Source organism: Streptomyces sp. R35 (assembly GCF_041053035.1).
Lineage (GTDB): Bacteria > Actinomycetota > Actinomycetes > Streptomycetales > Streptomycetaceae > Streptomyces > Streptomyces lutosisoli.
Window position 1 is genome coordinate 7,042,731 of record NZ_CP163440.1, and the last position, 24,418, is coordinate 7,067,148.

Annotated in this window: 25 protein-coding genes; 20 read left to right on the top strand and 5 right to left on the bottom strand. The window is 69.9% G+C overall.

Features of this window, described 5'->3' with window-relative positions:
* Positions 1 to 9 precede the first annotated feature (9 nt).
* The 12 genes from cpaB (at position 10) to AB5J50_RS32105 (ending at position 10,482) form a co-directional block, all read left to right on the top strand.
* Positions 10 to 723: a Flp pilus assembly protein CpaB gene (gene cpaB, locus AB5J50_RS32050; protein WP_369261660.1), complete on the top strand. Its 714-nt coding sequence runs from the start codon at positions 10 to 12 to the stop codon at positions 721 to 723.
* A gap of 78 nt (positions 724 to 801) precedes the next feature.
* Positions 802 to 2,418, top strand: coding sequence for a CpaE family protein (locus tag AB5J50_RS32055; protein WP_369265573.1), 1,617 nt, complete (start codon positions 802 to 804; stop codon positions 2,416 to 2,418).
* Positions 2,415 to 2,801, top strand: coding sequence for a TadE/TadG family type IV pilus assembly protein (locus tag AB5J50_RS32060; protein ID WP_369261662.1), 387 nt, complete (start codon positions 2,415 to 2,417; stop codon positions 2,799 to 2,801). Before AB5J50_RS32055 ends, AB5J50_RS32060 begins: the two co-directional genes overlap by 4 nt.
* An 18-nt stretch (positions 2,802 to 2,819) precedes the next feature.
* Positions 2,820 to 4,160, top strand: a complete 1,341-nt coding sequence (locus tag AB5J50_RS32065) for a CpaF family protein (RefSeq protein ID WP_327431331.1) — start codon at positions 2,820 to 2,822, stop codon at positions 4,158 to 4,160.
* 103 nt (positions 4,161 to 4,263) lie between these two features.
* Positions 4,264 to 5,205 carry a type II secretion system F family protein gene (locus tag AB5J50_RS32070; RefSeq protein ID WP_369261664.1) on the top strand — a complete coding sequence of 314 codons (942 nt, stop codon included), beginning with the start codon at positions 4,264 to 4,266 and terminating at the stop codon, positions 5,203 to 5,205.
* Positions 5,206 to 5,245: 40 nt separating this feature from the next.
* A complete protein-coding gene (locus tag AB5J50_RS32075) occupies positions 5,246 to 6,109 on the top strand; it encodes a DUF5936 domain-containing protein (RefSeq protein WP_369265574.1) in 864 nt (287 codons plus the stop codon).
* Entirely contained in the window at positions 6,106 to 7,593 is a 1,488-nt protein-coding gene (locus tag AB5J50_RS32080) for a sensor histidine kinase (RefSeq protein WP_369261666.1), read from the top strand. The genes AB5J50_RS32075 and AB5J50_RS32080 overlap by 4 nt, the downstream gene beginning before the upstream one ends.
* Positions 7,586 to 8,317, top strand: a complete 732-nt coding sequence (locus tag AB5J50_RS32085; protein ID WP_369261668.1) for a response regulator — start codon at positions 7,586 to 7,588, stop codon at positions 8,315 to 8,317. The genes AB5J50_RS32080 and AB5J50_RS32085 overlap by 8 nt, the downstream gene beginning before the upstream one ends.
* Positions 8,318 to 8,425: 108 nt before the next feature.
* Positions 8,426 to 8,626, top strand: coding sequence for a hypothetical protein (locus AB5J50_RS32090; protein ID WP_369261669.1), 201 nt, complete (start codon positions 8,426 to 8,428; stop codon positions 8,624 to 8,626).
* Between the two features lie 11 nt (positions 8,627 to 8,637).
* Positions 8,638 to 9,231: a pilus assembly protein TadG-related protein gene (locus tag AB5J50_RS32095; RefSeq protein ID WP_369265575.1), complete on the top strand. Its 594-nt coding sequence runs from the start codon at positions 8,638 to 8,640 to the stop codon at positions 9,229 to 9,231.
* A gap of 15 nt (positions 9,232 to 9,246) precedes the next feature.
* A complete protein-coding gene (locus AB5J50_RS32100) occupies positions 9,247 to 9,834 on the top strand; it encodes a hypothetical protein (protein ID WP_369261671.1) in 588 nt (195 codons plus the stop codon).
* A 3-nt stretch (positions 9,835 to 9,837) separates the two neighbouring features.
* Positions 9,838 to 10,482 carry an OmpA family protein gene (locus AB5J50_RS32105; protein ID WP_369261673.1) on the top strand — a complete coding sequence of 215 codons (645 nt, stop codon included), beginning with the start codon at positions 9,838 to 9,840 and terminating at the stop codon, positions 10,480 to 10,482.
* A gap of 136 nt (positions 10,483 to 10,618) precedes the next feature.
* On the opposite strand, the gene AB5J50_RS32110 is transcribed toward AB5J50_RS32105, so the two are convergent.
* Complete coding sequence (locus tag AB5J50_RS32110) at positions 10,619 to 11,287, bottom strand: helix-turn-helix domain-containing protein (RefSeq protein ID WP_369261675.1); 669 nt, start codon at positions 11,285 to 11,287, stop codon at positions 10,619 to 10,621.
* Between AB5J50_RS32110 and AB5J50_RS32115 the strand changes: the two genes are divergently transcribed.
* Positions 11,286 to 11,813 carry an SRPBCC family protein gene (locus AB5J50_RS32115; RefSeq protein ID WP_369261677.1) on the top strand — a complete coding sequence of 176 codons (528 nt, stop codon included), beginning with the start codon at positions 11,286 to 11,288 and terminating at the stop codon, positions 11,811 to 11,813. The genes AB5J50_RS32110 and AB5J50_RS32115 overlap by 2 nt on opposite strands.
* Before the next feature lie 32 nt (positions 11,814 to 11,845).
* On the opposite strand, the gene AB5J50_RS32120 is transcribed toward AB5J50_RS32115, so the two are convergent.
* Positions 11,846 to 12,019: a hypothetical protein gene (locus tag AB5J50_RS32120; protein WP_369261678.1), complete on the bottom strand. Its 174-nt coding sequence runs from the start codon at positions 12,017 to 12,019 to the stop codon at positions 11,846 to 11,848.
* Between the two features lie 706 nt (positions 12,020 to 12,725).
* Here AB5J50_RS32120 and AB5J50_RS32125 point away from each other — a divergent pair.
* Together AB5J50_RS32125 and AB5J50_RS32130 are read left to right on the top strand one after the other, a co-directional pair.
* On the top strand, positions 12,726 to 13,379 hold the full coding sequence (locus tag AB5J50_RS32125) for a hypothetical protein (RefSeq protein WP_369261680.1): 654 nt from the start codon (positions 12,726 to 12,728) through the stop codon (positions 13,377 to 13,379).
* Positions 13,367 to 14,452, top strand: coding sequence for a hypothetical protein (locus tag AB5J50_RS32130; protein WP_369261681.1), 1,086 nt, complete (start codon positions 13,367 to 13,369; stop codon positions 14,450 to 14,452). The genes AB5J50_RS32125 and AB5J50_RS32130 overlap by 13 nt, the downstream gene beginning before the upstream one ends.
* Before the next feature lie 211 nt (positions 14,453 to 14,663).
* Here AB5J50_RS32130 and AB5J50_RS32135 read toward each other — a convergent pair whose 3' ends face one another.
* Complete coding sequence (locus tag AB5J50_RS32135) at positions 14,664 to 19,403, bottom strand: caspase family protein (protein WP_369261683.1); 4,740 nt, start codon at positions 19,401 to 19,403, stop codon at positions 14,664 to 14,666.
* Between the two features lie 236 nt (positions 19,404 to 19,639).
* Between AB5J50_RS32135 and AB5J50_RS32140 the strand changes: the two genes are divergently transcribed.
* From AB5J50_RS32140 to AB5J50_RS32155, 4 genes are read left to right on the top strand one after another with little or no spacing between them, the layout of a single operon-like run.
* Entirely contained in the window at positions 19,640 to 20,218 is a 579-nt protein-coding gene (locus AB5J50_RS32140; protein WP_369261685.1) for a dihydrofolate reductase family protein, read from the top strand.
* Between the two features lie 57 nt (positions 20,219 to 20,275).
* Positions 20,276 to 21,148, top strand: a complete 873-nt coding sequence (locus tag AB5J50_RS32145; RefSeq protein WP_327431344.1) for an LLM class flavin-dependent oxidoreductase — start codon at positions 20,276 to 20,278, stop codon at positions 21,146 to 21,148.
* A gap of 47 nt (positions 21,149 to 21,195) precedes the next feature.
* Positions 21,196 to 21,651, top strand: a complete 456-nt coding sequence (locus AB5J50_RS32150; protein WP_369261687.1) for a GNAT family N-acetyltransferase — start codon at positions 21,196 to 21,198, stop codon at positions 21,649 to 21,651.
* Entirely contained in the window at positions 21,648 to 22,310 is a 663-nt protein-coding gene (locus AB5J50_RS32155) for a nucleoside deaminase (RefSeq protein WP_369261689.1), read from the top strand. Before AB5J50_RS32150 ends, AB5J50_RS32155 begins: the two co-directional genes overlap by 4 nt.
* On the opposite strand, the gene AB5J50_RS32160 is transcribed toward AB5J50_RS32155, so the two are convergent.
* Positions 22,295 to 22,807: a DinB family protein gene (locus AB5J50_RS32160; RefSeq protein ID WP_369261691.1), complete on the bottom strand. Its 513-nt coding sequence runs from the start codon at positions 22,805 to 22,807 to the stop codon at positions 22,295 to 22,297. The two genes, AB5J50_RS32155 and AB5J50_RS32160, sit on opposite strands and share 16 nt — an antisense overlap.
* Before the next feature lie 103 nt (positions 22,808 to 22,910).
* Here AB5J50_RS32160 and AB5J50_RS32165 point away from each other — a divergent pair, with 103 nt between their 5' ends.
* Positions 22,911 to 23,684, top strand: coding sequence for a class I SAM-dependent methyltransferase (locus tag AB5J50_RS32165; RefSeq protein ID WP_369261693.1), 774 nt, complete (start codon positions 22,911 to 22,913; stop codon positions 23,682 to 23,684).
* Between the two features lie 238 nt (positions 23,685 to 23,922).
* Here the strand turns inward: AB5J50_RS32165 and AB5J50_RS32170 are convergent, their stop codons facing one another.
* Entirely contained in the window at positions 23,923 to 24,258 is a 336-nt protein-coding gene (locus AB5J50_RS32170; RefSeq protein ID WP_369261694.1) for a DUF192 domain-containing protein, read from the bottom strand.
* Positions 24,259 to 24,418 lie beyond the last annotated feature (160 nt).

The window sequence follows — 24,418 nt, forward strand, 5'->3', positions numbered from 1 at the left end:
GTCCGCGTCATGAACTCACGCCAGCGCCGCGGCGTCATCCTGCTGGTCCTCTCGGCCCTGTGCGCCCTGGGCGCCTTCGCCGGAGTGCTCTCGGTGATCCGTGACGTGAACTCCAAGGTCGGCCCGGAGGTGGCGGCGTACCGTCTGAAGGGCGACATCGCGCCCTACAAGGAGCTGTCGGCCGACCAGTTCGAGAAGATCTCGATGCCCAAGCGCTGGCTGTCGTCCACCGCCGTCACCAGCCTCTCCCAGATCCGCGGCAAGATCGCCGTCACCCAGCTGGAGAAGGGCTCCCTGCTGCAGACCGACATGATCGTGGACCGGCCCGAACTGGCCGCGGGGCAGCAGGAGATCGCGATCATGATCGACGCGGCGACGGGCGTCGCGGGCAAGATCAACCCCGGTTCGCGGGTCAACATCTACGCCACCTTCAAGGCCGAGAACAACAAGGGCGTCGACCAGTCCAAGGTCATCGTCGAGAACGCCCGCGTCATCGACGTCGGCAAGCTCACCGCGCTCGACCCCGGCCAGTCCAGCTCCGACCGACGCAACAGCGCCACCCAGGCCGTCCCCATCACCTTCGCGCTCGACACCGCCGACGCCCAACGCGTGGCGTACGCCGAGTCGTTCGCCGAACACGTCCGGCTCGCCCTGGTCGCGGGCGGCTCCGACACGGCCGTCGCACCCGGCGACCGTACGTACACCCTCGACGAGGACAAGTAGGAGGCCGCGCATGAGGTCCACGCCTACGGGGCGGTGCCGATGGCCGCGTACGGGGCCGACGCGTACGGGGCTGTGCCGATGACCATCCGCATCCTCCCCGCCGTCGGCGACATCGACTCGGCCCGCGCGCTCACCACCCTGCTGAGCCAGCTCGCCGACGCCGAACCGGCCCCGCCCGTTCCCGACTCGACGGCACTGCTGGACACGCTGGCGAGGCTGGCCGCCGAGTCCCTGGACGAACTGCCCGAGGTGGTCCTGGTCCATGAACGCATAGGCCCGGTACCGGCGTTGGACCTGATCCGCGACCTGGTCATGCGCTTCCCGGCGGTCGGTGTCGTCCTCATCACCGCCGACACCAGCACCGGCGTCCTCACCGGCGCCATGGACTCCGGCGCCCGCGGCATCATCGGCCTGCCCCTGGGCTACGACGCCCTCGCCGAACGCGTCCAGGCCGCCGCCGCGTGGTCCCTCGGCATGCGCCGCCACCTCGTCAGCGGCACGACCGAGCTGTACGCGGGCCCCGGCGGCACCGTCGTCACGGTGACCGGCGCGAAGGGCGGCGTCGGCGCGACGGTGACGGCGGTCCAACTCGCCCTGGCGGCCGGGGCGTCGGGCCGCTCGGTGGCGCTGGTGGACCTCGATCTCCAGTCCGGGGACGTCGCGTCGTACCTCGACGTGCAGTTCCGCAGGTCGATCGCCGACCTCGCGGGCATCAGCGACATCAACCCCCGGGTGCTCCAGGACGCCGTCTACACCCACGACAGCGGCATCGGCCTGCTGCTGGCCCCCGGCGAGGGCGAACGCGGCGAGGAGGTCACCGACCGGGTGGCCCGCCAGGTGCTGTCCGCCCTGCGCTCCCGCCACGACGTGGTGGTCGTCGACTGCGGCTCCCAGATGAACTCCGCGACCGCCGCCGCCGTGGAGATGGCCGACCAGGCGCTGCTCCTGGTCACCCCGGACGTCGTCGCCGTCCGCGCCGCCAAGCGCATGGTCCGTATGTGGGACCGCCTCCAGATCCGCAAGGCGGAGGAGACGACGACGGTCGTGAACCGTTTCGCGCGGGGTACGGAGATCCAGCCCTCCCTCGTCGAACGCGTCACCGGCACCAAGGTCGCCCGCTCCGCGGTCCCCGCCGCCTTCAAGGAACTCCAGTCGGTCGTCGACGCGGGCCGCCTCCAGGACCTCGACACCCGCTCGACGGTGAAACAGGCGTTGTGGGCGCTGGCGGGCGAGCTGGGACTCGTGGTCGCCCAGGAAGGCGGGGGCGGCGGCCGCCGTCGCAAGGCATCGTCGGACCGGGGAGCGCTGGCGTTGCGTCGCCGGGGCGGCGACCGGGGAGCGGTGACCCTCGAATTCGCGGGCATGTTCCCGCTCCTCCTGGTCGTGATGTCGATCCTCTGGCAGTGCGTGCTGTACGGCTACACGTACTCGTTGGCCGGAAACGCGGCGGACGAGGCGGCCCGCGCGGCCACAGCGGCGTACGCCGTCGACGGCGACGTCGCGGGAGCGTGCGCGTCGGCGGGGGACAAGCACCTGCCCGGCGCCTGGAAGGGCGCCACGATCAACTGCGGCGCCGCGGGTTCCGTGATGAAGGCCAGCGTCGAGGTGGACGTACCGCTGTTCTTCCCGGGGTTCGACGCGGGGTGGCATGTGAGCGGGGAAGCGGGGGCGGCGCTGGAGGGGGACGGCGGATGACCCGGTCGCCGAAGCCGACCCGCGAGCCCCGGCCGCCGCGAAACCGCCGCTGGGACGACCGCGGCGTCTCCATCCTGGAGTTCGCCGGATTCCTGCCCATCCTCCTGGTCATCGGAATGGCCGCGATCCAGCTCGGCCTGGTGGGCTACGGCATCAATCAGGCGGGCTCCGGAGCGCGAGCCGCCGCACGGGTCGCCTCGCAGGGCGGCGACGGCGCGGCGGCCGGACAGGCGGCGGTGAGCGGCTGGCTCGACCCGGCCGTGTCGGCGCCCGAGGGCGCGGACGTCACCACCGCGACCGTCACCGTCAAAGTCCCCTCCGTCATCCCCCTCTTCGGCGCCGTGACCGTAGTCCGCCACGCCACCATGCCCACCGACGACTGACCGGGAGGAGCCGAAGCCATGAGCCTGCGTTCCCGTATCGCCGCCCCCGACGAGGGGGGACCGGCCCGTGAGGACGGACACCTCGTCGCCGTCTACCGGGCCAAGCTCCTCGAAGAGATCGACCTCGCCGAGATGTCGAGCCTGGCGGCAGCCGAACGCCGCGTACGCCTGGAGCGCGTCCTCGGCCACATCATCAGCCGCGAGGGCCCGGTCCTCTCCTCCGCGGAACGCTCCCAGCTGATCCGCCGGGTCGTGGACGAAGCCCTCGGGCTCGGCGTCCTCGAACCCCTCCTCGCCGACGCGTCGATCACCGAGATCATGGTCAACGGGCCGGACTCGATCTTCGTGGAGCGAGCCGGCCGCGTGGAACAGCTCCCCCTGCGCTTCGCCTCCAACGAACAGCTCATGCAGACCATCGAACGCATCGTCTCGACGGTCAACCGTCGCGTCGACGAGTCGAACCCGATGGTCGACGCCCGCCTCCCCACCGGCGAGCGCGTCAACGTCATCATCCCGCCGCTCGCACTCACCGGCCCGACGCTCACGATCCGCCGCTTCCCCCGCGCGTACACGCTCCCCGAGCTCATCGGCCTCGGCTCCCTCGACGAGCAGATGCTCATGCTCCTCGCCGCCTTCGTCCGGGCCCGCTTCAACGTCATCGTCAGCGGCGGAACGGGCTCTGGCAAAACGACGCTCCTCAACGCCCTCTCCGGGCTCATCCCGTCCCACGAACGCATCATCACCATCGAGGACTCGGCCGAACTCCAGCTCCAGCAGGAGCACGTCATCCGCCTGGAATCCCGCCCCCCGAACGTGGAGGGCAAGGGCCAGATCACCATCCGCGACCTGGTCCGCAACTCCCTGCGCATGCGCCCCGACCGCATCATCGTCGGCGAGGTCCGCGGCGGCGAGACCCTCGACATGCTCCAGGCCATGTCGACCGGCCACGACGGCTCCCTGGCCACCGTCCACTCGAACTCCGCCGAGGACGCCCTGATGCGGCTCCAGACCCTCGGCTCGATGTCCGAGGTCCAGATCCCCTTCGAGGCCCTCAAGGACCAGATCAACTCCGCGGTCGACGTCGTCGTCCAGCTCTCCCGGCACGCCGACGGATCCCGCAAGGTCACGGAGATCGCGCTGCTCGTCTCGCACGGCCGCGAACAGTTCCGCGTCACACCCGTCACCCGCTTCGTGCCCCGCCCCGTCGGCCCGGACCGTGTCGTCCGCGGCCACTTCGAGCACCTTCCCGTCCCCCGCCAGATCGCGGAGAAGCTGTACGTCGCCAACGAACCGCTGCCGCCCGCCTTCGGCGTCGCGGAGGCCATAGACGTACTCGACACGAGGCAGGCCATCGGATGACGCCCCGCACCTCCGAGCCCCGCACTTCGACGCGCCCCACGTCCGAGTCCTTCACCTCCGAGTCCTTCACCTCCGAGTCCCTCACCTCCGAAGGGAGGCAGCCATGAACAACCCGGCCCTCCTCGCCCTGGGCGCCACCGTCCTCGGCGGCACACTCGCCGTCGCGGGCGTCCACGCGTACGCCTCGGGGCGCGCCCAGCGCCAGGCCCTCGTCGACCGCCTCTCCGGCGGCGGGCCCCTGCGCACGGCGGCCGGCCGCGTACGCCGCTTCGCGGGCATCGACCGCCGACTGCGCCGCACCCGCCTCGGCCGCACGATCCATCTGCGGCTGTCGGCTACGGGACTCGATGTGACGGCGGGGGAGTTCTTCACCTACGTCACGGCGGTGGTCGTGGCGCTGTGGCTGATCGCGGCCGCGACGCTGGCCCCCTTCTTCGGCCCGATCGCCGGGATCCTGGGCGTCTGGAGCGCGGCCATCTTCCTCAACTGGCAGCGCCAGAAACGCATCGAGGCGTTCATCAGCCAACTCCCCGACGTGGCCCGCCTGCTGGCGAACGCGACGGCGGCGGGACTGGCCCTACGGACGGCCCTGGCCATGGCGGCGGAGGAGCTGGAGGCCCCGGCGGGCGAGGAACTGGCCCACGTGGCCGACCAGTTGACCATGGGCCGCACGGTGGACGACGCCCTCTCCGAACTCTCCGAACGCCTCCCGTCCCGCGAGCTGATCGTCCTCGTCACGACCCTCGTCCTGGCCAACAAGGCGGGCGGCTCGGTCGTGAGTTCCCTGCGCAATCTCACCCAGACGCTGGAAGACCGCAAGGAGACCCGCCGCGAGGTCCGCACGATGCTCTCCGAGGTGAACGCGACGGCCTTCACAGTCCCGTTCCTGGGCATCGGCTCCCTGGTGCTGATCAACTCCTCGAACGAGGGAGCCCTGGCCCGCGTCACCGGCTCCCCGCTCGGCCAGGGCCTGGTCCTGCTGGCCCTCGGCCTCTACACCGTCGGCTTCTTCGTCATCCGCCGGCTCGGCAAGATCGAAGTATGAGGGAGGGGTTACGTTGCTGCCGTTGCTGCTCGCCGTCCTGATGGGCGCGGCTGTCGCGGGCGTCCTCCTGGGCATCCGCATGATCCGCGCCGACGCCAAACTCCCCAGCGACCTCCAGCTCGCCCTGGAGGTCGGCGGCTCCCGCGTCTCCAAGGCGGACTCGGCCGTCGACCGCCTAGGCATGCGCTTCGCTCCCACGGTCCTGCGCCTGATGGGCCCCCGCAACGTGGACGCCAAACGCCGCCGCATCGACATGGCGGGCAACCCGGGCGGGCTGACGCTGAACCGCTACGCCGCCCGCCGAGCGGTGTACGGCATCTTCGGCGTCGTACTCGCCTTCATCTTCCTCTCCAACGGCCAACTCCTCTTCTCCGCCCTAGCGTTCGCCTTCGGCCTGCTCGCCGCCGACGCCGCCATCTGGCAGGCCGTCCGGGAACGCAAGGAGGTCATCGACCGCACACTGCCGGACTTCCTGGACGTGCTGGCGGTCGTGGTCTCGGCGGGCCTCGGCTTCCGCCAGGCCCTGGACCGGGTCGCCGAGAAGTACGAGGGCCCCTGGGCGGACGAACTGCGCATCACCCTCCGCCAGATGGACATGGGCGTCAGCCGCCGCCAGGCCTTCGACGAGCTCCGCAAGCGGAACTCCTCCGAGCAGGTGGCCCAGTTCGTGTCGGCCCTGCAACAGGGCGAGGAGCTCGGCTCCCCGATCGCCGAGACCCTCATCCAACTGGCCACGGACATGCGCAGAACGGACGCCCAGAACGCCCGCCGCCGCGCCGCGAAGACCATCCCCAAGGCGACCATGGTGACCCTCGTCTTCATGCTCCCGGCCACGATGATCCTGATCGCGACGGGAATGTTCCTGGGCTCGGGAACGAACTTCGGCTCGATCCTGGGCCGATGATGAGAGGCCGCGGAATCCACTGGCCGTGGCTGTCCCGGCCGCCACGGCTGCGGCGCCCGCCTCAGCGGCCGCGGTACGGGTGGGCACAGCGGCACCCTGCAAGCACAGGCGAGCGCCACCACCCCGACGGTCACGCAGGCGCCGGACACCCGGGAACACAGGCCAGCGCAGGCTGGCCCCAGGGCGGCGACGCCGGATACCTGGCGGACGACGCTCCCGCCCCCGGCAGCGTCCGCCTCCAGCTCAACGCGCTCCAGGCCCTCTGCCGCCAGGCCTTCGCGGTCCGCCTCGCGGCCATCGCCGTAGGCGCGCCCTTCGCGATGTCGAACGCGACGGACGGCCCACCCCGCTACGCGGTCCTCGCCGCGGCCGTCCTCGGTGTCATGGGCTCGTACGCCATGCTCAGGGACTGGGACCGCTTCGGCCCCCGCCTCCTCGCCCACCCGACCCTGATGGCGGTGGACCTGACCTTCGGCGCGATCCTGCTCCTGACCGCATCCCCGGCGTCCCCCCTCGCCTACGCAACGGTCTGCACCCCCCTCCTCGCGGGCCTGCTGTACGGCTGGCGAGGCTCCGGAGTCTTCACCGGCATACAGCTGATCGTGCTCCTGACGGTGTTCAGGGCATGGGACCACCGCCCAGGGGCAGGCGCGAACACCCTCCTCATCGCGGGCTTCTGCATCGGCGCCGGCATCATCGGCGTAACCCTGCGCAACCTGATGTTCCGCTTCGGCACGGCCAGCCAGGCCCTGTCCGAGGCGAACTCCCGTCTGGCCGTAGCGGAGGCCGTGGAGTCCGAACGGGCCCGCCTGGCCCGCGAGATGCACGACTCGGTGGCGAAGACGCTGCACGGCCTGGCTCTGGCGGCGGAGGCACTGGCCGCGTCGGCGGACGAGCAGGACCCGCACACCCTCAAACGTCAGGCGACGGTGGTGGCGGGCGCGGCGCGCAGAGCGGCGACGGAGTCCCGAGCCCTGCTCTCGGACCTGCGGCGCCACACGGACCTCACGAGCCCCCACGGGGATGTGCTCTCCGAACTGGCGGCCTGTGCGGGGGAGTTCGAGTCCCGCACACACCTCCCCACGACCCTGATCCACGAGGGCGACCACCCCACTGTCCCCCGCACCACGGCCCACCACGTCTTGGCGATCGTGTCCGAGGCCCTGGAGAACGCCCACCGTCACGCAGGCGCGACACAGGTCACGGTGGAACTGAACGTCTCCGACACCGAGTTCACGGTGAGGATCCAGGACGACGGCGTGGGCCTCCCACCCGAAGTGACCCTGACCGACGCGACGAAAACCGGCCACTTCGGCCTGCTGGGCATGACGGAACGAGCCGCCTCCTTGGGCGGACACATCCACCTGAACCCGTCCCCCCAAGGCGGCGCCGAGGTAGCCGTCTCGGTCCCCTTGGCCCACCCCCGCGCACCCTCCACTCCCCACGCTCCCCACACCCCCCAAGAGGAGGCCGCACATGCCTGACCAGGCACTTACCGGCCCGCCCCTGCGTGTACTCGTGGCCGACGACAACCCGGTCGTCCGGGCCGGCCTGACCGCGCTGCTCGGCGGCCACCCGGACATCGAGGTAGTCGCAGCGGCGGCGGACGGCGAGGAAGCCGTGGCCTCGGCCGTCCGCCTCACCCCGGACGTCGTCCTCCTCGACGTCCGCATGCCCGGCACCGACGGCCTGACCGCCTTGCCCGAACTGGCCCGCCTGGCCCCCGTGATGATGCTGACGTACAGCCGTGAACCCGAGGTCGTGGCGGAGGCCCTGCGCCGAGGTGCGTCCGGCTACCTGGTCCACGGCGAGTTCACGGCCGCCGAACTGATCACGGCGGTGCGCGCCCTGCGCCACGGGCGGCCAACTGTCATGAATTCACTCGGAGTTTCGTACGAACCGAACGAAACCTCTTCGCATCTGCAACCATTTATGGCACAGTCGTCAAAGGCTCGACCCGTACACGCGGCGGGACTCCACCGCCGCACCCCCAACCAGCCCGACTTCGGCCTGAGTTCAAGGGAGGTGGAGGTGATGGACCTCATCGCGGCCGGCATGAACAACCGCCAAATCGCCGCCACCTGCTTCATCAGCGAGAAGACCGTCAAGAACCACATCAACCGCATCTTCGCAAAGCTGCACAGTTCCTCACGCAGTGAAGCGATCGCCCACTGGCTGGGCACGACCCGCGAGGGGTGGAGCCGGTGACTCCGCCTACGAGAACGAGAAGTTGGGTCCCTGGGCCCACCCGGAGTGAGGGTGTTCTCACGTACGGTGCTCGGGTTGGTGGTGGCGTCGGGTGGGAGGGTTGTGACGATGAGCGGGTTCAGTGGGTGGAAGCGGACTGTTGTCTCTCGGATGCGGGGGCGTGGGCGGGACGCGGGGGCGGGGTTCGTGGAGTATGCGGGGCTGATGATCATCATTGCGGGGATCTTCACGTTGATCGACGGGCTCGGACTGGACGGCCTCATCTCCAACGCGATCCTCAATGCCGTGAACGACGTGATCGGCGGCTGACCTTCGCGCACCTGGCGAACGACCGAGGGCAGACCCTCCCCATCTACATATGGCTGACGGGGATCCTGCTCTTCGCCGCGTTCGCCTTCTTCGCATTCGCCCAAGCAGCGTCCGCCCGCAATGGAGCTCAATCCGCGGCGGACGCTGCGGCGTTGGCGGCCGCGCAGGACTCCCGCGACGAGTTGATGACGGGCCTGGCGGGGGCCATCGGCAAGGACGATCAATGGTTGGACTGGCTCGATGGCGACCTGTTCAAGGGCGCGGGAGCTACGGCGGCGGCCGAGCAGCTGGCCGCCGAGAACGACTCGACGGTTCAGGGCGGCGCTGAGCTCACCACCGTGAGTGGGTTTCCGGGCTATCGGGTGGCGATCGAAACCAATTACACCGTCGGTGACTCGATCATCCCTGGCACGGAGGCCCAGCACGCCAAGGCCCATGCCACGGCCGTCATCGAGCCGCGCTGCACCTTTGCCCAGGACGCGGACCCCAAGAAGCTCGTGGAGCTGAACTGCGGTGGCGATCCCGTCGACATCGATCCCGAAGATTTCAATTCGGACGACCTTCCTGACGCGTCCGTGCTGTTCTCTGTGCATCTGGCCGAGTGAGAGGAAGCCGTACCGATGGATCTCCGGCGCACCATGAAGGGCCGCAGGGCGCTGTCCACAGTGGCGATCACTACTGCGTTGCTTTTCGCCGTGGCCGGCTGCGGCGGGGGCGACGAGGACAACTCTGGCAATGGCTCGTCCTCGACTCCTTCTGCGCGTGCTAGTGCAACAGGTGAGAGGGATTCAAAGGCACCTGAAACGAACACGGTTCTGGCCGAGGTCAAGGGGGAGAACGGCATCACACTTTCGGTCTCGTCCGCCAAGCGCGACGAAGGCGGTTTCGTCACCGTCGAGGGGACGGTGACGAACAGCACGGGTTCCGCGCTGGCCATGGGCAACTGGCGGGGTGACGAGCGCGAGTTGGCGAAGAACGGCGGCTCCATGGCAGGAGCCAGCCTGGTCGACCAAACGGGCAAGAAGAAGTACCTGGTCCTCCGTGACACCGAAGGCCGGTGTCTCTGCACGAGGTTCGACGGTGGCATCCGCGAGGGCCAAACCACCCAATGGTTCGCCCAATTCCCCGCCCCGCCCTCCGACACCACCAAGGTCGACTTCCAAGTCGGCTCCATGCCCCCCGCCTCGATCGAAATCTCCGAGGGCTGACCCATGGCCCAACCCCGCCGCACCACCACGACAACGCTCACAGCCGTAGTCGTACTGCTCACCCTCGGCTTCCCCGGCGCACCGGCGTACGCGGACGACGACCCGAGCGCACCCCCGGGCAGCGTGACGACATCCCCGCCCCCGGAAGTCGACGCCACCAGCCCCGGCCTCAAACTCGCCGACGGCGCCACCCTCGCCCCCGCCAAGGTCCTGGACATCAAGTCGGTGGTGGAGGACCTGGGCGGCGAGGAGCGCCGCGAGGACACCAACTCGGATGTGACGTTCGCGCTGCAAGCAGAGGTGCTGTTCCCCAAGGACAGCTCGAAGCTGAACCCGGACGCCCGTTCCCGTATCCAGGCGATCGCGGACGAGATCAAGGCCCAGAACGCGACGACCGTCCGAGTCTTCGGCTTCACCGACAACCTCGGCTCGTACGCCCACGGCCTGACCCTCTCCAAGAAGCGCGCGGAGGCGGTCCACGACCAACTGGCCTCCGCCCTCGGCTCGACGGACATCACCTTCGAGGTACGCGGCTACAGCGAGGACTACCCCATCGCCGACAACACCTCGGAGCAGGGCCGCAGGAAGAACCGCCGGGTGGAGGTGACGTTCCCTCGCGGGGCGTCGAGCGGCGGTACGCAGAGCTGAGACCCAGGGGTAGGGTCTCAAAACTCGCTGCGTGATCTCAGCGAGAATTGCACGGCGGCGGCACTTATGCTGCCGCCGTCCAGGCCCCAAGATGCCGCCCGCACGGCAGCGTGGGCTGTTGCGACGTGGGACGTGGTCAGGTGGCGGGCCGGGCGTAGCGCGGGTCTTGGTTGCCGGAGTAGACCACGGTCATGGTCAGGCGGACCGGCTGAGCGGTCGGGTTTCGGTACACGTGGGCTCGGTCGCCCCGGATGCGTACGGACCCGCCTTCCGCGACGTGGAACGCGGCCCCGCCGACTTCCACGACCAGTTCTCCTTCGTGCAGGTGGATCAACTCGCGGGTGCCGGTGGGATGGGCGTGCGAGCTGATCTCGTCGTTCGGCGCGATGACGAAATCCCACAGCTCGACGAACGGCGCTTGTCCATCGTTGATGAGCAGCCTCGCCTCGCTGGCACGGCCGGCTCGCCGTACGTCGATGTCGGCGGCGGTGGTCACCCGGCCGAGATCTTCCGGCGGCTCGACGAGCTCTCCGATGGAGATCCCGAGTGTGGCGCAGATGCGGGCGACCGTCGCGATGCTGGGATTGGTCTGACCGGTTTCGATCTGCTGGAGCATGCCGCGGCTCACACCGCTGCGGGAGGCGAGGTCTTCCAAGCGCCAGCCGCGCTCTCTTCTTCCCGCCCGCAGATTCGCCGCCAACGTCGCACTGACCGCCTCTGCTGGATCCGTTGACAACGCGATGCCTCCATGTCCAAGATGCTGTATCTGCACTCCAGGATACTGTATCTGAGGAGAATCAAGCATGCCGAGCCAGAACCCATCCACCCATCAGGATGTCCAGTTCTGCCTGGAGGGGATCGGTGTAGCCCGACCCGGCTGGAAGACGCTTGTCGTCGCCGCGACAGCCGACACCCCAGCCGACCCGCACGACGTCTGGGCACTCTGGAGCGACCTGGGCAACTGGCCGTCCTGGTCGCCGTTGCACCAGGCCACCGAGTGGACCGGACCGCCCGGATTCGCAGCGGGCGCGACCTTCGACCAGACTCTCCGCCTCGGTTTTCCTGCCGGGACCACCACCGACCACGTCACCGTCGACATCGCCGAGTCCGCCCACCGTGCCTCCTGGTCCGGCGACGCCAACGGCGTGCGGTCCTGCCATCTGTGGACCTTCACCGCGCGAGCCGGCGGGGGAACCCGGATCGGCAATACCGAGGTATTCGACGGCACAGTCATCGGACTCACCAAGCCGATGCTCGCCTCACGCTGGCGCCGCCAGTTCCAGCAAGCCGTCGACGCACTCGCAAGCATGGCGGCACCAGTCCGACGTTGAGACCGTCGCCGGGGCGCCGGGTTCGCGGGCAGCTACCGCTGACCTTCATCGTCGACGAAGCGCTGCGGCAGGTCGGCCGGCTCGACGACCCTGTCATCCCGGATCACTTCCGTACGCACGACAAGGTCGAGGCCGATCTGGTGCTGGAGGCCTGCGACGGGCGCATAGCGGCTCCTTCGTCGGCGGGTCGTGCTCAATCCGGGCACGCAGAGCTGCACCTTGGACGACAGGGTCCACGTGCTGCCCGTGAGCGCACTCTGGGCCGCTGGGGATCTGGCAGCAAAGTGAGACTGATCTTGCAGGTCGGCTCGTGAGACAGGAGGCGGCCGCGCAGGTCAGCGCATCGCTCCATGCCGCGGATCGCGAGATCCTGATATGTAGGCGTTTTTGTCAAGTGGGCAGGAGCGTATGGGCTCGTCGGTGCGGGCCGGCCTGGGGGTTGGTGTGGCGATCCTGTCCGGGCTCGTCCGAAGGCCCTCCAGGTGGTGTGGGGGTGATTGGCGGATCTGTTCCACTGGGGAAGCCGAAAGCGGCAGGTGGACGGGGCTGGGCGTGGAACAAATCTGCCAATCACTGGGCTTGTGGCGCTTGTTGGAGTCCCCGAGCCCTGGGCCTTCGTCATCCTTGGTTGGCTGCACCACGCCACGGGACGTGACCGCGGTAACCCGCCGGGCGAGGTATGCGACGGCAAACGGTGTAGCCGCAGTCGATCGTCTGTGATGACCGAGAGTTGGTCGTCGATCGCTCGATGCGTGCTGCTTCGTCACATGGCGTGCGGGTCAATCCGGCCTAATTCGCTTAAACCCTGCGGTGGTTGGTGCGATCTTGTCGGAGACCCGCCTGGTGTCCTCAGACGCCCCTTGGATAGCGTTGGTTCGCTTGAGTTACCCCCCACACCAACGGGAGCACAGAGTGAACCGCCCCGCCCGGCTCGTGACAGCCGCGCTCACTGCATCCGCAGCCCTACTGCTGACCGCCTGTGGCTCGGGGGGAGGCGACGATTCGTCCTCGGACAAGATCAAGGGGGCGGACCAAGGAGGCGGGAAGGCTTCGGCTTCGGCCAGCGCTTCGGCCTCGTCGGACGGGGTGAAGCGGCCGGAGATCTCGCTCCCTTCGACCTTCACGATGAACTTCGAGGGCTGGACGAACAGTGACTCGAAGCTGCAGGCGATCTTGGATGACGGCAAGGAAGAGCTGCGGGCGAACCACGCGGCCATCATCGAAGCCGACGCTGACGCCGACTACGTGACCTTCTACAACGAGGGTGTCGCCCTGGAAACCTCCCGCAAGTGGATCAAGGGCTATGTGAAGACCGACGACAGCCTGATCGGCACGGTCCGAGTCTTCGACTCCCAGGTCCGCCTGAACAGCACCGGGTTGGGCGTGCTCTTCTACTGCGTGGACGAAGGCAAGGCGTCCACCAAGAACCGTAAGACGGGGAAGGAGGAAGGCACGCCTGACGGCACGAGCCCCTACCTTCAGTACCGCACCACGCTGGAGAAGAGCTCTCGGGGCGTGTGGCAGACCAGGTCGGTGGAGACCGAGCGGGGAGCGTGCGGGCAGTGAGGGGGGCAGGCAGGTGCCTCTGCCTGTTGCCCGCGACGGTCATCGCGCTTCTGACGTCTGCCACCGGTGCGTACGGCTACGGCGAAGGCGACGACGCGGCACCCACCAAGCCTCCGCAGGGCCCTTCGGGCGGGTCCTCGGGCAACATGCTCACTGCGGAAGCCGGCGCCACCCGCATCAAGGTCACGCAGGAAAGCGGCAGTACATCCGGCAGCTCCCCCAAGGCGCTTGCCCCGGTGGATCCCAACTGGCAGCCCCCGGCGTGCTGGTACGAGCCGGTAGCGACGCCCCAGCAGCTGAAGAACGGCGTGGACCAGCTCAAGAAGGGCGGGGATCTGGTGCGCGTCACTCCCTCGCTCAGCTGGGGCGAGGAGCTGATGGTGAGCCACTACGAGAAGGGCCAGGCTTCGGCCGGCAGTGGGGACGGCTACAAGAACTACAACCTGGGCAAGGACGGCATGTTCTGGCGCGGGGTGATCAACAAGAACATGACGAACGACATCGATGCCTACGACTGCGAACGCACCCTGTTCTGGCAGAACGCCAACACTCTCCCCGATGACAAGCACGCCCCCACGCCCGACGTCCTCGCCGCCTACGCCTACGACAAGATCAAGGTCCCCGAGACCGAGGTCGAGCTGAAGCCCGCGACCAAGTCCACCGTGAACCTGCCCACTTGGGTGTGGCTGGACAAGGGCACCTTCAAAGAGGTCAAGGTCCGCGCCGAGCTGGCGGACGCGGGAGTGTGGGCGGAGACCACCGCGAAGCCGGTTGCGCTGCACCTGAATCCCGGGACGGACGACGCCGAGACCTCCCCGGCCTCCGGCGACTGCAAGATCAACGACGACGGCTCCATCGGCACCCCGTACACCAAGGGCGACGCCGACAAGACTCCGCCGTGCGGCATCACCTACCAGCGGGCGACGAACGGCAAGCCGTACCAGCTGACGGCGTCGATCACTTGGCAGATCTCCTGGGAGGGGTCCGGCGGGGCGAAGGGCGACCTTCCGGACGGCACCTTCGAGACCACCCAGAACATGAACGTGCAGGAGATCCAGTCCATCAACCGTTGATCGCTGCCTTTCCAGCGGTGGGTGGCCAGAACACCATCGGATCAGAAACGGGGGGAACTCCACCGCCGCCCCCCGCCTCTGTCTGGTCCTGCCGAGGGCAGGACCGGTTGACGCGGAGCAAGTGTTGGGCGGTCGCGGGGCTGCGGTCAGAGCAAGTGGTCTGCCTTGCCGGCCTTGGGGAGTCGTCCGGGACCCAGAGCCGAGCCCGCCCTCAGTCCCCTCGCCGGAACTTGCTGAAGGCGCGGCGGCGAGGGGCATCGGGCGCCACGTTCAGGGTGCCCGCGTTGTCCAGGTGGGTGCGATGGCCGGAGGCTGCGAGGGCCAGGTCGAGTTCGGCCGCTTCTTGGGCGGAGCGAAGCTGCCTGACCGAGAACATGAGCCTGGACGCCCAGCCGAAATGGCCCTCCGCGCACAAGGCGAGCAGGACCTCGCGGATGACGGGCAATGTTCGCGTCGCGGCCACGAAGTGCGCGTGCCGGGAAACCCAGAGGCGTGGCAGCCCGGGCGCGCCCATCTCCTTGAAGGCGGCCACCAGCTTGCTGTCGGGACATCGTTCGAGGTACCGGGTCACGGTCAGATCCGCCTCGGCCGAGAGACCCGCCAGGAACAGGTCACGCGCATACCCTGGCAACCGGCCGTGATTGCCGGGATCTTCGGCGACGGCGTTCAGGATCTCGTCGTCGTACGAGGACAGCCCGCGGCGGTGCAGAGCCAGGATCACCTGGGCAGGTGTCCGTCCGGCCTTTGCCTCGGGCGTGGCGATTCCGGCGATGACGTGACCGATGTCTTCGCGCGCCCGCGCCGTGTCCAGCTCTTGCAGCAGGGCGGCCACCGCCTCCGGCGGGTACCAGAGCCCGATGTCGGTGAGGAGGCTCTGCGCCTGCCCGGCGAGTCCCCCGGCGAGCAGGTCGTCCACCAGGCGCACTACGTCACCGGGCTGCCGGTGCACGGCGAGCAGCTCCAGCACGCCCGGCTCGAGGTGGTACGACTTCCGTACGGCCTCCGCCAGGGCCGGCACCAGCTCCTCGACGGGGCAGCGCTGCATGGCCCAGACCTGTAGGTCCCGGTGCGGCGATGAGCCCACGGCCAGCGTCCCCAGGAGCAGGTACTCGGCGGCCTGGTCCAGCGCGTTCTGGAAGTCGGACGGGGAAGCCTCGGCGCGCCACTCTTCCAGCACTTGGCCCAAGCGGCCGGTCTGGGCGACCCGCTCCATCAGACGTCGCCCGCCCGCCTCCCACTTGCCGGACTCCGGCGCACTGAGGACTCTCGTCAGTTCCTTCGCCGGCCGCTGGGCGGCGTGCGAGAGGACCACGGAGGCGGCCTCGTCCAGACGGGCGTCGTGCAGGACGTGCTCCCACCCCATGACCAGGGTCAGGGATCGACGCGGCAGCACCGACTCGAATGCCTTCCATGCGGAGGCGGTCAGCTCGGAGGCGGACCCGTGTGTGGAGGCGGGTCCGTATTCCGTCATACCGAGTTTGCGGAGCAGTGGGGGCAGACCGGTGGGTGGGCGGGCGTCGAAGGCCGTGAACAGGATCCTCCTGGCGTCCTCGGCACGACCTCGCGCGAGCAGTGTCTGCACGACCTTGGCCATGGTGGCGACCGGGCTGCGCTGTCCCACGCTGTCCAGGGCCCAGCCTCGCGGAGCGCTCTCGTCGTCCAGCCGGCTCAGCAGGAGGACCAGATCGGCGGCGCCACGACGGCGGGTCGCGGTGAAGAGCAACCTGTGGGCGGCGTCCTGCAGACCGAAGCCGAACAGGACGTACAGGATGTCCGTCACGTCGGTGATCGGCCGGAACTCGGCCGCCACGTCCGCGGCGAGCATGACGTCATCACGGAGACCGGCACCGTTCAGCTTCCCCACGAGCCGTCCCAGGGAGTCCGGATCGCAGGTCTCCGCGGCGACGACGACGGTCATCCGTGCCTCGTCGGCGAGTCCCGCTTCGCGCAGTGCCTCCACCAGCAGGCGCACCGCTCCGGCCTTCCTGGACAGGACGGCGCCGCGCAGGAGCTCCGGCATATCGTCCCTCCGGCCCCCGCGCAGCGCGCGTACCGCGTCGATGGTCTGGGCCGACGGGCGGCCGGTTCCGAGAGCGGCGAGCGCGCGGTCGGCGGCGATGTCGAGCCCCGCCGTGCGCAAGGACGTGACCAGGGCCGCGATGTCGGCCAGCGGACGCAGTTCGACCGCGTGCAGGGTGAGGTGTTCGGCGGTCTTCGGGATTCCGGCGGCGTTCAGTTCGCCGACGAGGGAGACCACTACGTCGACCGGGCGTTGTTCGCTCACCAGGGGGAGCAGGGCGTCCACGTCCCGGGTCCGACCGTTCCGCACCAGGGACACGACGAGGGCGCTCAGCTGTACGGCGGGAAGACTGTGGGCGGCGGCGTTCCGCAGGGTCTGCGCGGCCTCGGTCGCCTCGTTCTCGTAGAGCGTGCTGATCAGCACGGGAAGGTCCCCGGAGGGGCGAAGGGTGGCCGCGATCCCGAGCAGTGCCCGCAACTCCGCGGCTTCCCCGGTGGCATGCAGGGTCAGGACGAGGTCGGAGAACGCTTCGGCCGGGCGTCCTGCCGCCACGGCCTGCCGCAGTTGCCGGAGGAGGGTGTCCGCCCCGCCCTCGCGCAGCGCCCGCAGCAGCAGCGGCAGGTCGGCCGCGGGACGCCGCAGCGCAGCCGACTCCGTCACCGCATGGCAGTCCAGACCGGCGGCGGAGATCGCGAGGAGTACGGGCACCACGTCGAAGGCCGATCGGTACGGGTCCAGGGCCACGGCGGACACCAAGCTGTGGATCTCGGTCCCGGCCCCGGCTTCACACAGGGCCTGGAGCACCGCGGGCAGATCGTCGTCCGGCCGTTGGCCGAGGACCAGCGCGACCAGCCGCCTCGCCTGCGAGGGCAGCTCCGCGCGACGCAGGGCCGCGTACGCGGTGGCCACCGCCCGCGGTGAACGACGTGTGGCGACCGTGGCCAGCAGATGCCCCGCCTCGACGTCGTGGCCGCTCCTGGACAACGCCGAGACCAGCGGGGGCAGTTCGTCCGGCGGGCGGAGTCTGGTCCACACGGCGAGCGCCGTCCTGGCCTCCCTGTCCAGCCACCGGGCGGCGAGTTCGCGGACCAGCCGGACGAAGTCCGTGAACCCGCGCCTCCGGACGGCGGCCTGCAGCAGGACGAGCGAGGCGGCACCGCCGTCGGACGCGTCCTGGTGCAACAGACGTACGAGGTCGGTCAGCCGGGGCACGGAGAGGCATCCGGCCGCGGTGTCGAGGACGAGAGCCGCGTCAGAGTCGGCGCCGCTGTCGAGCAGGGCCTGAACCAGCCGGGCCACCTCGGCCGGGCCCCGGGCCGCCGCACGGGCCAGTACCCCGAGGGCGTCCTCGCCGCGGCCGTCGGTCCGCAGGTCCGCCAGGCAGCGCAGGAGACTTGCCGTCGGCCGGGCGGCGATCGCGGTCAACAGCCGCCCGTGATCGGCCGTGCCGCTTCCCGCGGCCTCCAGCGCGGCCACCAGGCCGGGCAGCAGCCGCGCCGGATGGTGCAGGCCGCAGTGCGTCAGCACCCGCTCCGCACCGCGCATCAGCCCGGCCGACCGCAACGCCGCCAGCAGGGGAGGCAACGCGTCGGTCGCTTCCCGTACGGCCGCGTACAGAAGCTGCCCGGCCTCTTGTCCGAGGCCATGGCCATGAAGGCTCTCCACCAGTTTCACGGTGGCGGGTGCGTCGTACGTTCTCGCGGCGCGGGTCAGTACGTCGTGCACGTCGTCCGCGGCCATGCCGAGGAACAGCTCGTCCGGAAGACGGCTCCGCAACGCGGTCTCAAGGACGCGCTGTTCGATTTCGGGGCGCCCGGCACGGTGCAGCGCCCGCCGCAGCTCGCACCACGCGGGCCCGGGCCGGAGCAGCGCGCACGCGTCCCAGATCTGTTCCTGGACCGGCGCGGGCACCACGTCCGCCAGCTGCACGACATCACGGGCCGGACCCGTGGCGGCGAAGTCGAGCAGCGGCTCCGTCTCGTGGTGGAGCTGGAACCGGTAGAGGGCCCGGGCGAGCCGGACACCCGGCTCCACCTCGGGCTCGGCGACGGCGGACATGGTGTCGGACACCACGGCAGCGGCAGCCACGGGCCCGGCGGAGGCACCCGGCGAGGGGTGCGGCACGGGCTCGGCCCCGACGCCGGGCAGTGGGTCGACGATCGGGAACTCGCCCTGGTCCCCGGCCGCGTACACCACCACGCGCAACTGCTGCAGATGGCTCATCTTGCCGTAGCCGCGGTGCAGATCCTCGATGCGGTCCTGGACGTTCTCCTTGAAGCCGCCCAGGTCCAGCGCGCCCGGATGGCGCAGCAGTACGTCCCGCACCGCACGCGAGAAGAGGCTGAAGGACTCGCCGGGCCGGGTGCCGCAGTCGACTCCGTCGCGGACCTGGTCGCCCGGGGTCACGAACCGGGCCAGCTGGCCGGGGGAGCAGGCGTACACGTACGCGACCTTGCGCCGCAGCTCACGGTCGACCTTGCGGCGTCCCCAGCTCGTGAGGCCCGTGAGGCCCTGGGAGTCCCGCTCGATTCCCTCCCGGCAGGCGTCGACCAGGATCACGATGTGTTCGGCGAGCGATCTCTCCAGGTCACGCTTCCAGTCGATGGCGACACAGCCCTGCTCGAAGGGTTCGAGCTCCAGATGCGCGTCCTCGGGAACGAAGTAGTCCTGTCCCTCGGCGTGCACGCCATGGCCGCTGAAGCAGGCGAGCAGTGAGTCGCCGGCCCGGGCCCTCCTGAGGAAACGGCCCATCTCGACATTGACGAAGGTGGTGCCGACCTGCCGCTTGGGTCTCGGGATGCTCACTTCGAAGCCGCGCCGTTCGAGCGCCTCGCCGAGTGCGGCCATGTCGTCCGGGATGAAGGGCAGGGGCGCGATCCCGGGCGCGTCGTAGTCGCTCGCTCCGATCAGGAGCGCTCTCTTTCGTGCCATCGGGGCCGGACCGCGGCTACTGCCGGGAGACCAGTGGGACGGCCCGTGTGTCCGTCACGGCTGTCCCGCCCCCGGACCCGACGTCGTGCTCGCTCAACTTTCCCCCCACGCACGGAACTTCACACGAACAGCGCAGTGGTCCTCAGCGTATCCCGTCGGCCGGTTCGCCGGATCCTGGTTGACTGGGCACACCCTTTTGTGCCCCTGCCTACGAGACGACATCGGCGAGGTCCGTCATGCGAAAGATCATCCTGATGATGTCGGTGTCTCTTGACGGATACATCGAGGGCCCGAACCGCGAGATCGACTGGCATCAGGTCGACGCCGAGCTGCACGGACACTTCAACAGGGAGATCCGGAAGCTGGGCGCCCTGCTACAGGGCCGGGTGACGTACGAGCTGCTGGCCGGGTACTGGCCGACGGCCGACAAGGACCCGGAGAGCACGCCCGAGGTGGTCGAGTTCGCCGAGATCTGGCGGAACATCCCCAAGGTGGTGTTCTCGCGGACGCTGCACCACGCCGATGGGCACACCACCATCGTGCGGGAGGTCGTGCCCGAGGAGATCCGGGCCCTGAAGGAGCAGCCCGGCGGGGATCTGGGGCTCGGCGGGGCCGATCTCGCCGCCGAGTTCATGCGGCACGATCTCGTCGATGAGTTCTGGGTGTACGTCCATCCCGTGCTGATCGGACGTGGCAAGCCGCTCTTCCCGGAGACGGACGCCCTGACGCGGCTCCGGCTCGTCGAGGCCCGGGTCTTCGGCAACGGTGTCGCGCAGCTGCGGTACGCGCGTGCCGGCAACGGGGTCGAGGAGTGAACGGGGCTGAGGAGTAAAGAAGTTGTCCGGCGGGCGGCCGGTCGGTAGGAAGGCCCTATGACTGCTCTCGGCGTTGTGTTCCGGCCCCAACTGCCTCCCGAGCGACTGCGCGCCCTCGCGCGTGCGGCGGAGGACTCCGGCCTCGAAGAGCTGTGGCTGTGGGAGGACTGCTTCCTCGAAGGGGGGATCTCCGCCGCGGCGGCCGCGCTCGCCTGGACCGAACGGCTGAAGGTCGGGGTGGGACTCCTGCCCGTTCCGCTGCGCAACGTCGCCGTCACCGCGATGGAGGCCGCCACGCTGCACCGGCTGTTCCCGGGGCGGGCCACCGTGGGCGTGGGCCACGGCGTACAGGACTGGATGGGGCAGGTCGGGGCGCGGGCCGAGTCACCCGTGACGTTGCTGCGCGAACACCTCGACGCGTTGCGCGCGCTGCTGCGGGGCGAGCGGGTCACCGTCAGCGGACGGTACGTGAAGCTCGACGAGGTCGCCCTCGACTGGCCGCCGGCCGGGGCTCCCGAGGTCCTCACCGGCGCCACCGGGCCCCGTACGCTCCGGCTGTCCGGCGAAGCCGCCGACGGCACCATCCTCACCGCCTCCACCGCGCCCGAGGGCGTACGGCGGGCCCGCCAACTCATCGACGAGGGGCGGGAGGCGGCGGGCAGGACCGACCGGCATCGCGTGGTCGTCTACCTCCACACCACCACCGGGCCCGACGCCGCCGCCCGGCTGCGCGCCGAGATCGAGGCCAACGGCGAGGATCCGGTCCCGGAGCACGGCGTCGCCGGTGACGCGGGTGCCGTCGCCAAGGCCGTCCAGCGCCTCGTGGACGCCGGGGCCGACACCGTCGTCCTCCAGCCCACCGCCGACGAACCGGATCCCGAGGGGTTCGTACGGTTCGTGGCTGAAGAGGTGCGTCCCCTGGTCCCCTGAAGCTGGTGGACGGTGAGTGTCAGTGGGCGGTGCCAGACTCGGTGAGCATGGATGAGGACGTACGTCTGAGGGATGTGGCCGAAGCCGACCTGGAGCCGTTCTACCAGCACCAGCTGGACCCGGAGGCGGTGCGGCGTTCGAGGTTCCCCTCCCGGGAACGCGAGGCCTTCATGACCCACTGGGTCACGCGGGTCCTCGGCAACAGCACCGGCTTCGTGCAGACGGTCACCGTCGACGGCGAACCGGCCGGGAACATCGTCGCCTGGTGGGAGGACGGGCAGCGCTTCATCGGGTACTGGTTCGGCCGTCCCTACTGGGGCCGCGGCATCGGCACCCGGGCCCTCGCCCTCTTTCTGCCCGCCGAGAAGAAACGGCCCCTGTACGCCGAGGTGTTCACCGGCAACACCGCCTCGATACGCCTCCTGGAACGGCACGGCTTCGAGCGCTCCGGGACGGTACACCACGGGGACGAGGAGCACGTCATGCTCGTACTCAACTCATGACCACGCCTGCCCTCCCCACCCCCTGGCGCCTCCCCTTCGACCTCGCCTGGGAGGCCTTCGGCGCCGGCAGCCGCCCCATCGGCGCCGTACTCCTCGACGGGGACGGCGAGGTCGTCGCCACCGGACGCAACCGCAGCCAGGAATCCACCGCCCCGCCCGGCCAACTGGTCGGCACCGCGATCGCCCACGCCGAGATCAACGCCCTCGCACAGCTGCCCGCCGGCCGCCGCTACGAGAACCTCCGGCTCTACACCACGCTCGAACCCTGCCTGCTGTGCAGCAGCGCCCTCATCCACACCCACGTCCGCCATGTGCTGTACGCCGCCCCGGACACGTACTGGACGGGCATCGAGGACGTCCCGCGCGTCGGAGGGCAGATCGGCGCGCGCTGGGCCCGCCGCGAGGGCCCAGCCGACGCCCCGCTCGCCGCGTTCAGCGTGCTGCTGATGAACATCTGGGCCGCGCTCCACTCCCCGCCCGAGCTCGGCAACCAGGGCGGTGACGGCTCGGCCGCGCCGGCACGGCGGTGCCTGACCGTCGACGGTCTCCTCGACGCCCCGACGGCGGAGGCCGCGTACCGCCTGGTGTTCCCGTATCTGCCCCAGCGCCCCGATCACCGGCAGCCTCGGCGACCCGGACCCGATCACCCGGGCCGGTGATCCCCCGTCCCCCCGTCGATCAGCTCCCGCACGATGTCCATGTGCCCCGCGTGCCGCGCCGTCTCCTCGATCATGTGGATCAGGACCCAGCGCAGGGAGACCGTCCTGCCGTCCCACGACGTGCCCAGGTCGTCGAGCGACAGTTCGGAGATGGTGCGGTCGGCGGCGGCGCGGGCGCGGCCGTAGAACTCGACGATCCGGGCCGTCGTCTCGCCGGGCCCCGCGCTCATGTCCTCCCCGGCGAACGGGTCGAACCACAAGGGCTCGACCTCCCTCCCGAAGGTCGAGCAGAACCAGCTGTACTCGACGGACGCGAGATGCTTCACCAGGCCCAGCAGACTTGTGCCCGACGGGGTCATCACCCGTCGTACCTGTTCGTCGTCGAGGCCGTCCAGCTTCCACAGCACCGCGTCCCGATGCCGGTGGAGGCTCGCGTGCAGAATCTCCTTCTCGCTCCCGGTGTACGGCACCTGGACAACCCTTGGATTCGTCGTCATGGGCGGAACGTAGCAGCGGGCACCGACAATGCCCGCCGAAGGCACATGCCGGCCGAAGGGAAATGCCTCGCCTCCCCTCGGCGGGAGTTGAGAAGATCCGCCCATGGCCACCACCCGCACCTTCGAAGACCTCGTCGCCGAAGCCGAGGCCGTGTCCGTCGACGGCTGGGACTTCTCGTGGTTCGAGGGCCGGGCCACCGAGGAGCGGCCCTCGTGGGGGTACGCGCGGGCGATGGGGGAGCGGCTGGCCCGCGCGTCCGCCGCGCTCGACATCCAGACCGGCGGCGGCGAAGTCCTCGGCTCCGCCCCGCGGTTGCCTCCGCTCACCGTCGCCACGGAGGGCTGGCCGGCGAATGTCGCCAGGGCCACCGCTCTGCTCCACCCGCGCGGCGCCGTGGTCGTCGCCTCCCCGGAGGACGCGCCGCTGCCGTTCGCGGACGAGGCGTTCGACCTGGTCACCAGTCGGCACCCGGTCCATACGGACTGGCACGAGGTCGCCCGCGTACTGCGCCCGGGCGGCCGCTACTTCTCCCAGCAGGTCGGTCCGGCGAGCGTCTTCGAGCTCGTGGAGTACTTCCTGGGCCCGCAGCCGGAGGAGGCCAGGAACGGCCGCCACCCCGACCGCGCCCGCGCCGCCGCCGAAGCCGCCGGGCTCGACGTCGTCGACCTCCGCTCGGAGCGGCTCCGTATCGAGTTCCACGACATCGGAGCCGTCGTCCACTTCCTGCGCAAGGTGATCTGGATGGTCCCCGGCTTCACCGTCGACGAGTACCGGCCCCGGCTCCGCGCCCTGCACGAGCGGATCGAGGCGAAGGGCCCGTTCGTCGCCCACAGCACCCGCTTCCTGATCGAGGCGAGCAAGCCACGGAACGATTGACCGAAAACACCCCAATGGGGCGCCCTCTGTGTGAGATGGCCGTCCGTATGACGGACGTGTGCCAGATGTCATGGCGCACATCTTCACGGGGTTTCCACATCGTTATCGAGATCCACTCGCCTGGGCTGTTCACCTCACGTAAGTTCGGACCAAGGTAATTCGCGTGAGCAAAGCTGCGCGTGTGGCACCGCGCAGTGGAGGGGGCTGCGCGGTGCTGCGTCCGTTTTCTGACGTGGCGTCACGCGCCGTGGACGGTCACCCGCACCCCGCGCCGCACACCCCAGCGCTCCATCGCCCCGGCCTCCGCCTCCAGGACCCGGCGGGCGCGCGGGCGTGGCAGCCCCACCCGGCCCGGACGCATCGTCCGCACCGCCAGGACCCGCGACTTCCGGTCCAGATAGGCGACGTCGATCGCGAACCGCATCCCCAGGGTGTGCACCGAGCTCGCCGGTCCCAGCAGAAGCGCGCCCTCGATTCCGTCGCGGCCCAGCAGTCCGCGCCGCCGGGCGCGCGCCGAGCCGGCGACTTCCAGTGGCACCGGATCGGGCGTCCCGGGGGTGGTGAACGTGGCCATGGCTGCGAAGTTAGCGGCGGCGTCAAGCGGACGTTCGGCGCGCGGGTCACCCGCCTGGAGTACGTCCGGGCGGGTCGGCGAGGAAAAACTCAATCGGGCGCAAACCCATCAGATCTCTCCAGATCCTCCGCGATTCCCTTGGAATCAGCTGTGATTCAGC

Bases quoted from the DNA above. Each gene is read 5' to 3' on its own strand.
- AB5J50_RS32170 (WP_369261694.1), bottom strand. From the start codon at position 24,258: ATGGCCACGTTCACCACCCCCGGGACGCCCGATCCGGTGCCACTGGAA.
- AB5J50_RS32075 (WP_369265574.1), top strand. From the start codon at position 5,246: ATGGGCGCGGCTGTCGCGGGCGTCCTCCTGGGCATCCGCATGATCCGC.
- AB5J50_RS32165 (WP_369261693.1), top strand. From the start codon at position 22,911: ATGGCCACCACCCGCACCTTCGAAGACCTCGTCGCCGAAGCCGAGGCC.
- AB5J50_RS32155 (WP_369261689.1), top strand. From the start codon at position 21,648: ATGACCACGCCTGCCCTCCCCACCCCCTGGCGCCTCCCCTTCGACCTC.
- AB5J50_RS32100 (WP_369261671.1), top strand. From the start codon at position 9,247: ATGGATCTCCGGCGCACCATGAAGGGCCGCAGGGCGCTGTCCACAGTG.
- AB5J50_RS32135 (WP_369261683.1), bottom strand. From the start codon at position 19,403: ATGGCACGAAAGAGAGCGCTCCTGATCGGAGCGAGCGACTACGACGCG.
- AB5J50_RS32055 (WP_369265573.1), top strand. From the start codon at position 802: ATGACCATCCGCATCCTCCCCGCCGTCGGCGACATCGACTCGGCCCGC.
- AB5J50_RS32060 (WP_369261662.1), top strand. From the start codon at position 2,415: ATGACCCGGTCGCCGAAGCCGACCCGCGAGCCCCGGCCGCCGCGAAAC.
- AB5J50_RS32150 (WP_369261687.1), top strand. From the start codon at position 21,196: ATGGATGAGGACGTACGTCTGAGGGATGTGGCCGAAGCCGACCTGGAG.
- AB5J50_RS32080 (WP_369261666.1), top strand. From the start codon at position 6,106: ATGATGAGAGGCCGCGGAATCCACTGGCCGTGGCTGTCCCGGCCGCCA.
- AB5J50_RS32140 (WP_369261685.1), top strand. From the start codon at position 19,640: ATGCGAAAGATCATCCTGATGATGTCGGTGTCTCTTGACGGATACATC.
- AB5J50_RS32105 (WP_369261673.1), top strand. From the start codon at position 9,838: ATGGCCCAACCCCGCCGCACCACCACGACAACGCTCACAGCCGTAGTC.
- AB5J50_RS32115 (WP_369261677.1), top strand. From the start codon at position 11,286: ATGCCGAGCCAGAACCCATCCACCCATCAGGATGTCCAGTTCTGCCTG.
- AB5J50_RS32160 (WP_369261691.1), bottom strand. From the start codon at position 22,807: ATGACGACGAATCCAAGGGTTGTCCAGGTGCCGTACACCGGGAGCGAG.
- AB5J50_RS32145 (WP_327431344.1), top strand. From the start codon at position 20,276: ATGACTGCTCTCGGCGTTGTGTTCCGGCCCCAACTGCCTCCCGAGCGA.
- AB5J50_RS32090 (WP_369261669.1), top strand. From the start codon at position 8,426: ATGAGCGGGTTCAGTGGGTGGAAGCGGACTGTTGTCTCTCGGATGCGG.
- AB5J50_RS32110 (WP_369261675.1), bottom strand. From the start codon at position 11,287: ATGCTTGATTCTCCTCAGATACAGTATCCTGGAGTGCAGATACAGCAT.
- cpaB (WP_369261660.1), top strand. From the start codon at position 10: ATGAACTCACGCCAGCGCCGCGGCGTCATCCTGCTGGTCCTCTCGGCC.
- AB5J50_RS32085 (WP_369261668.1), top strand. From the start codon at position 7,586: ATGCCTGACCAGGCACTTACCGGCCCGCCCCTGCGTGTACTCGTGGCC.
- AB5J50_RS32070 (WP_369261664.1), top strand. From the start codon at position 4,264: ATGAACAACCCGGCCCTCCTCGCCCTGGGCGCCACCGTCCTCGGCGGC.
- AB5J50_RS32065 (WP_327431331.1), top strand. From the start codon at position 2,820: ATGAGCCTGCGTTCCCGTATCGCCGCCCCCGACGAGGGGGGACCGGCC.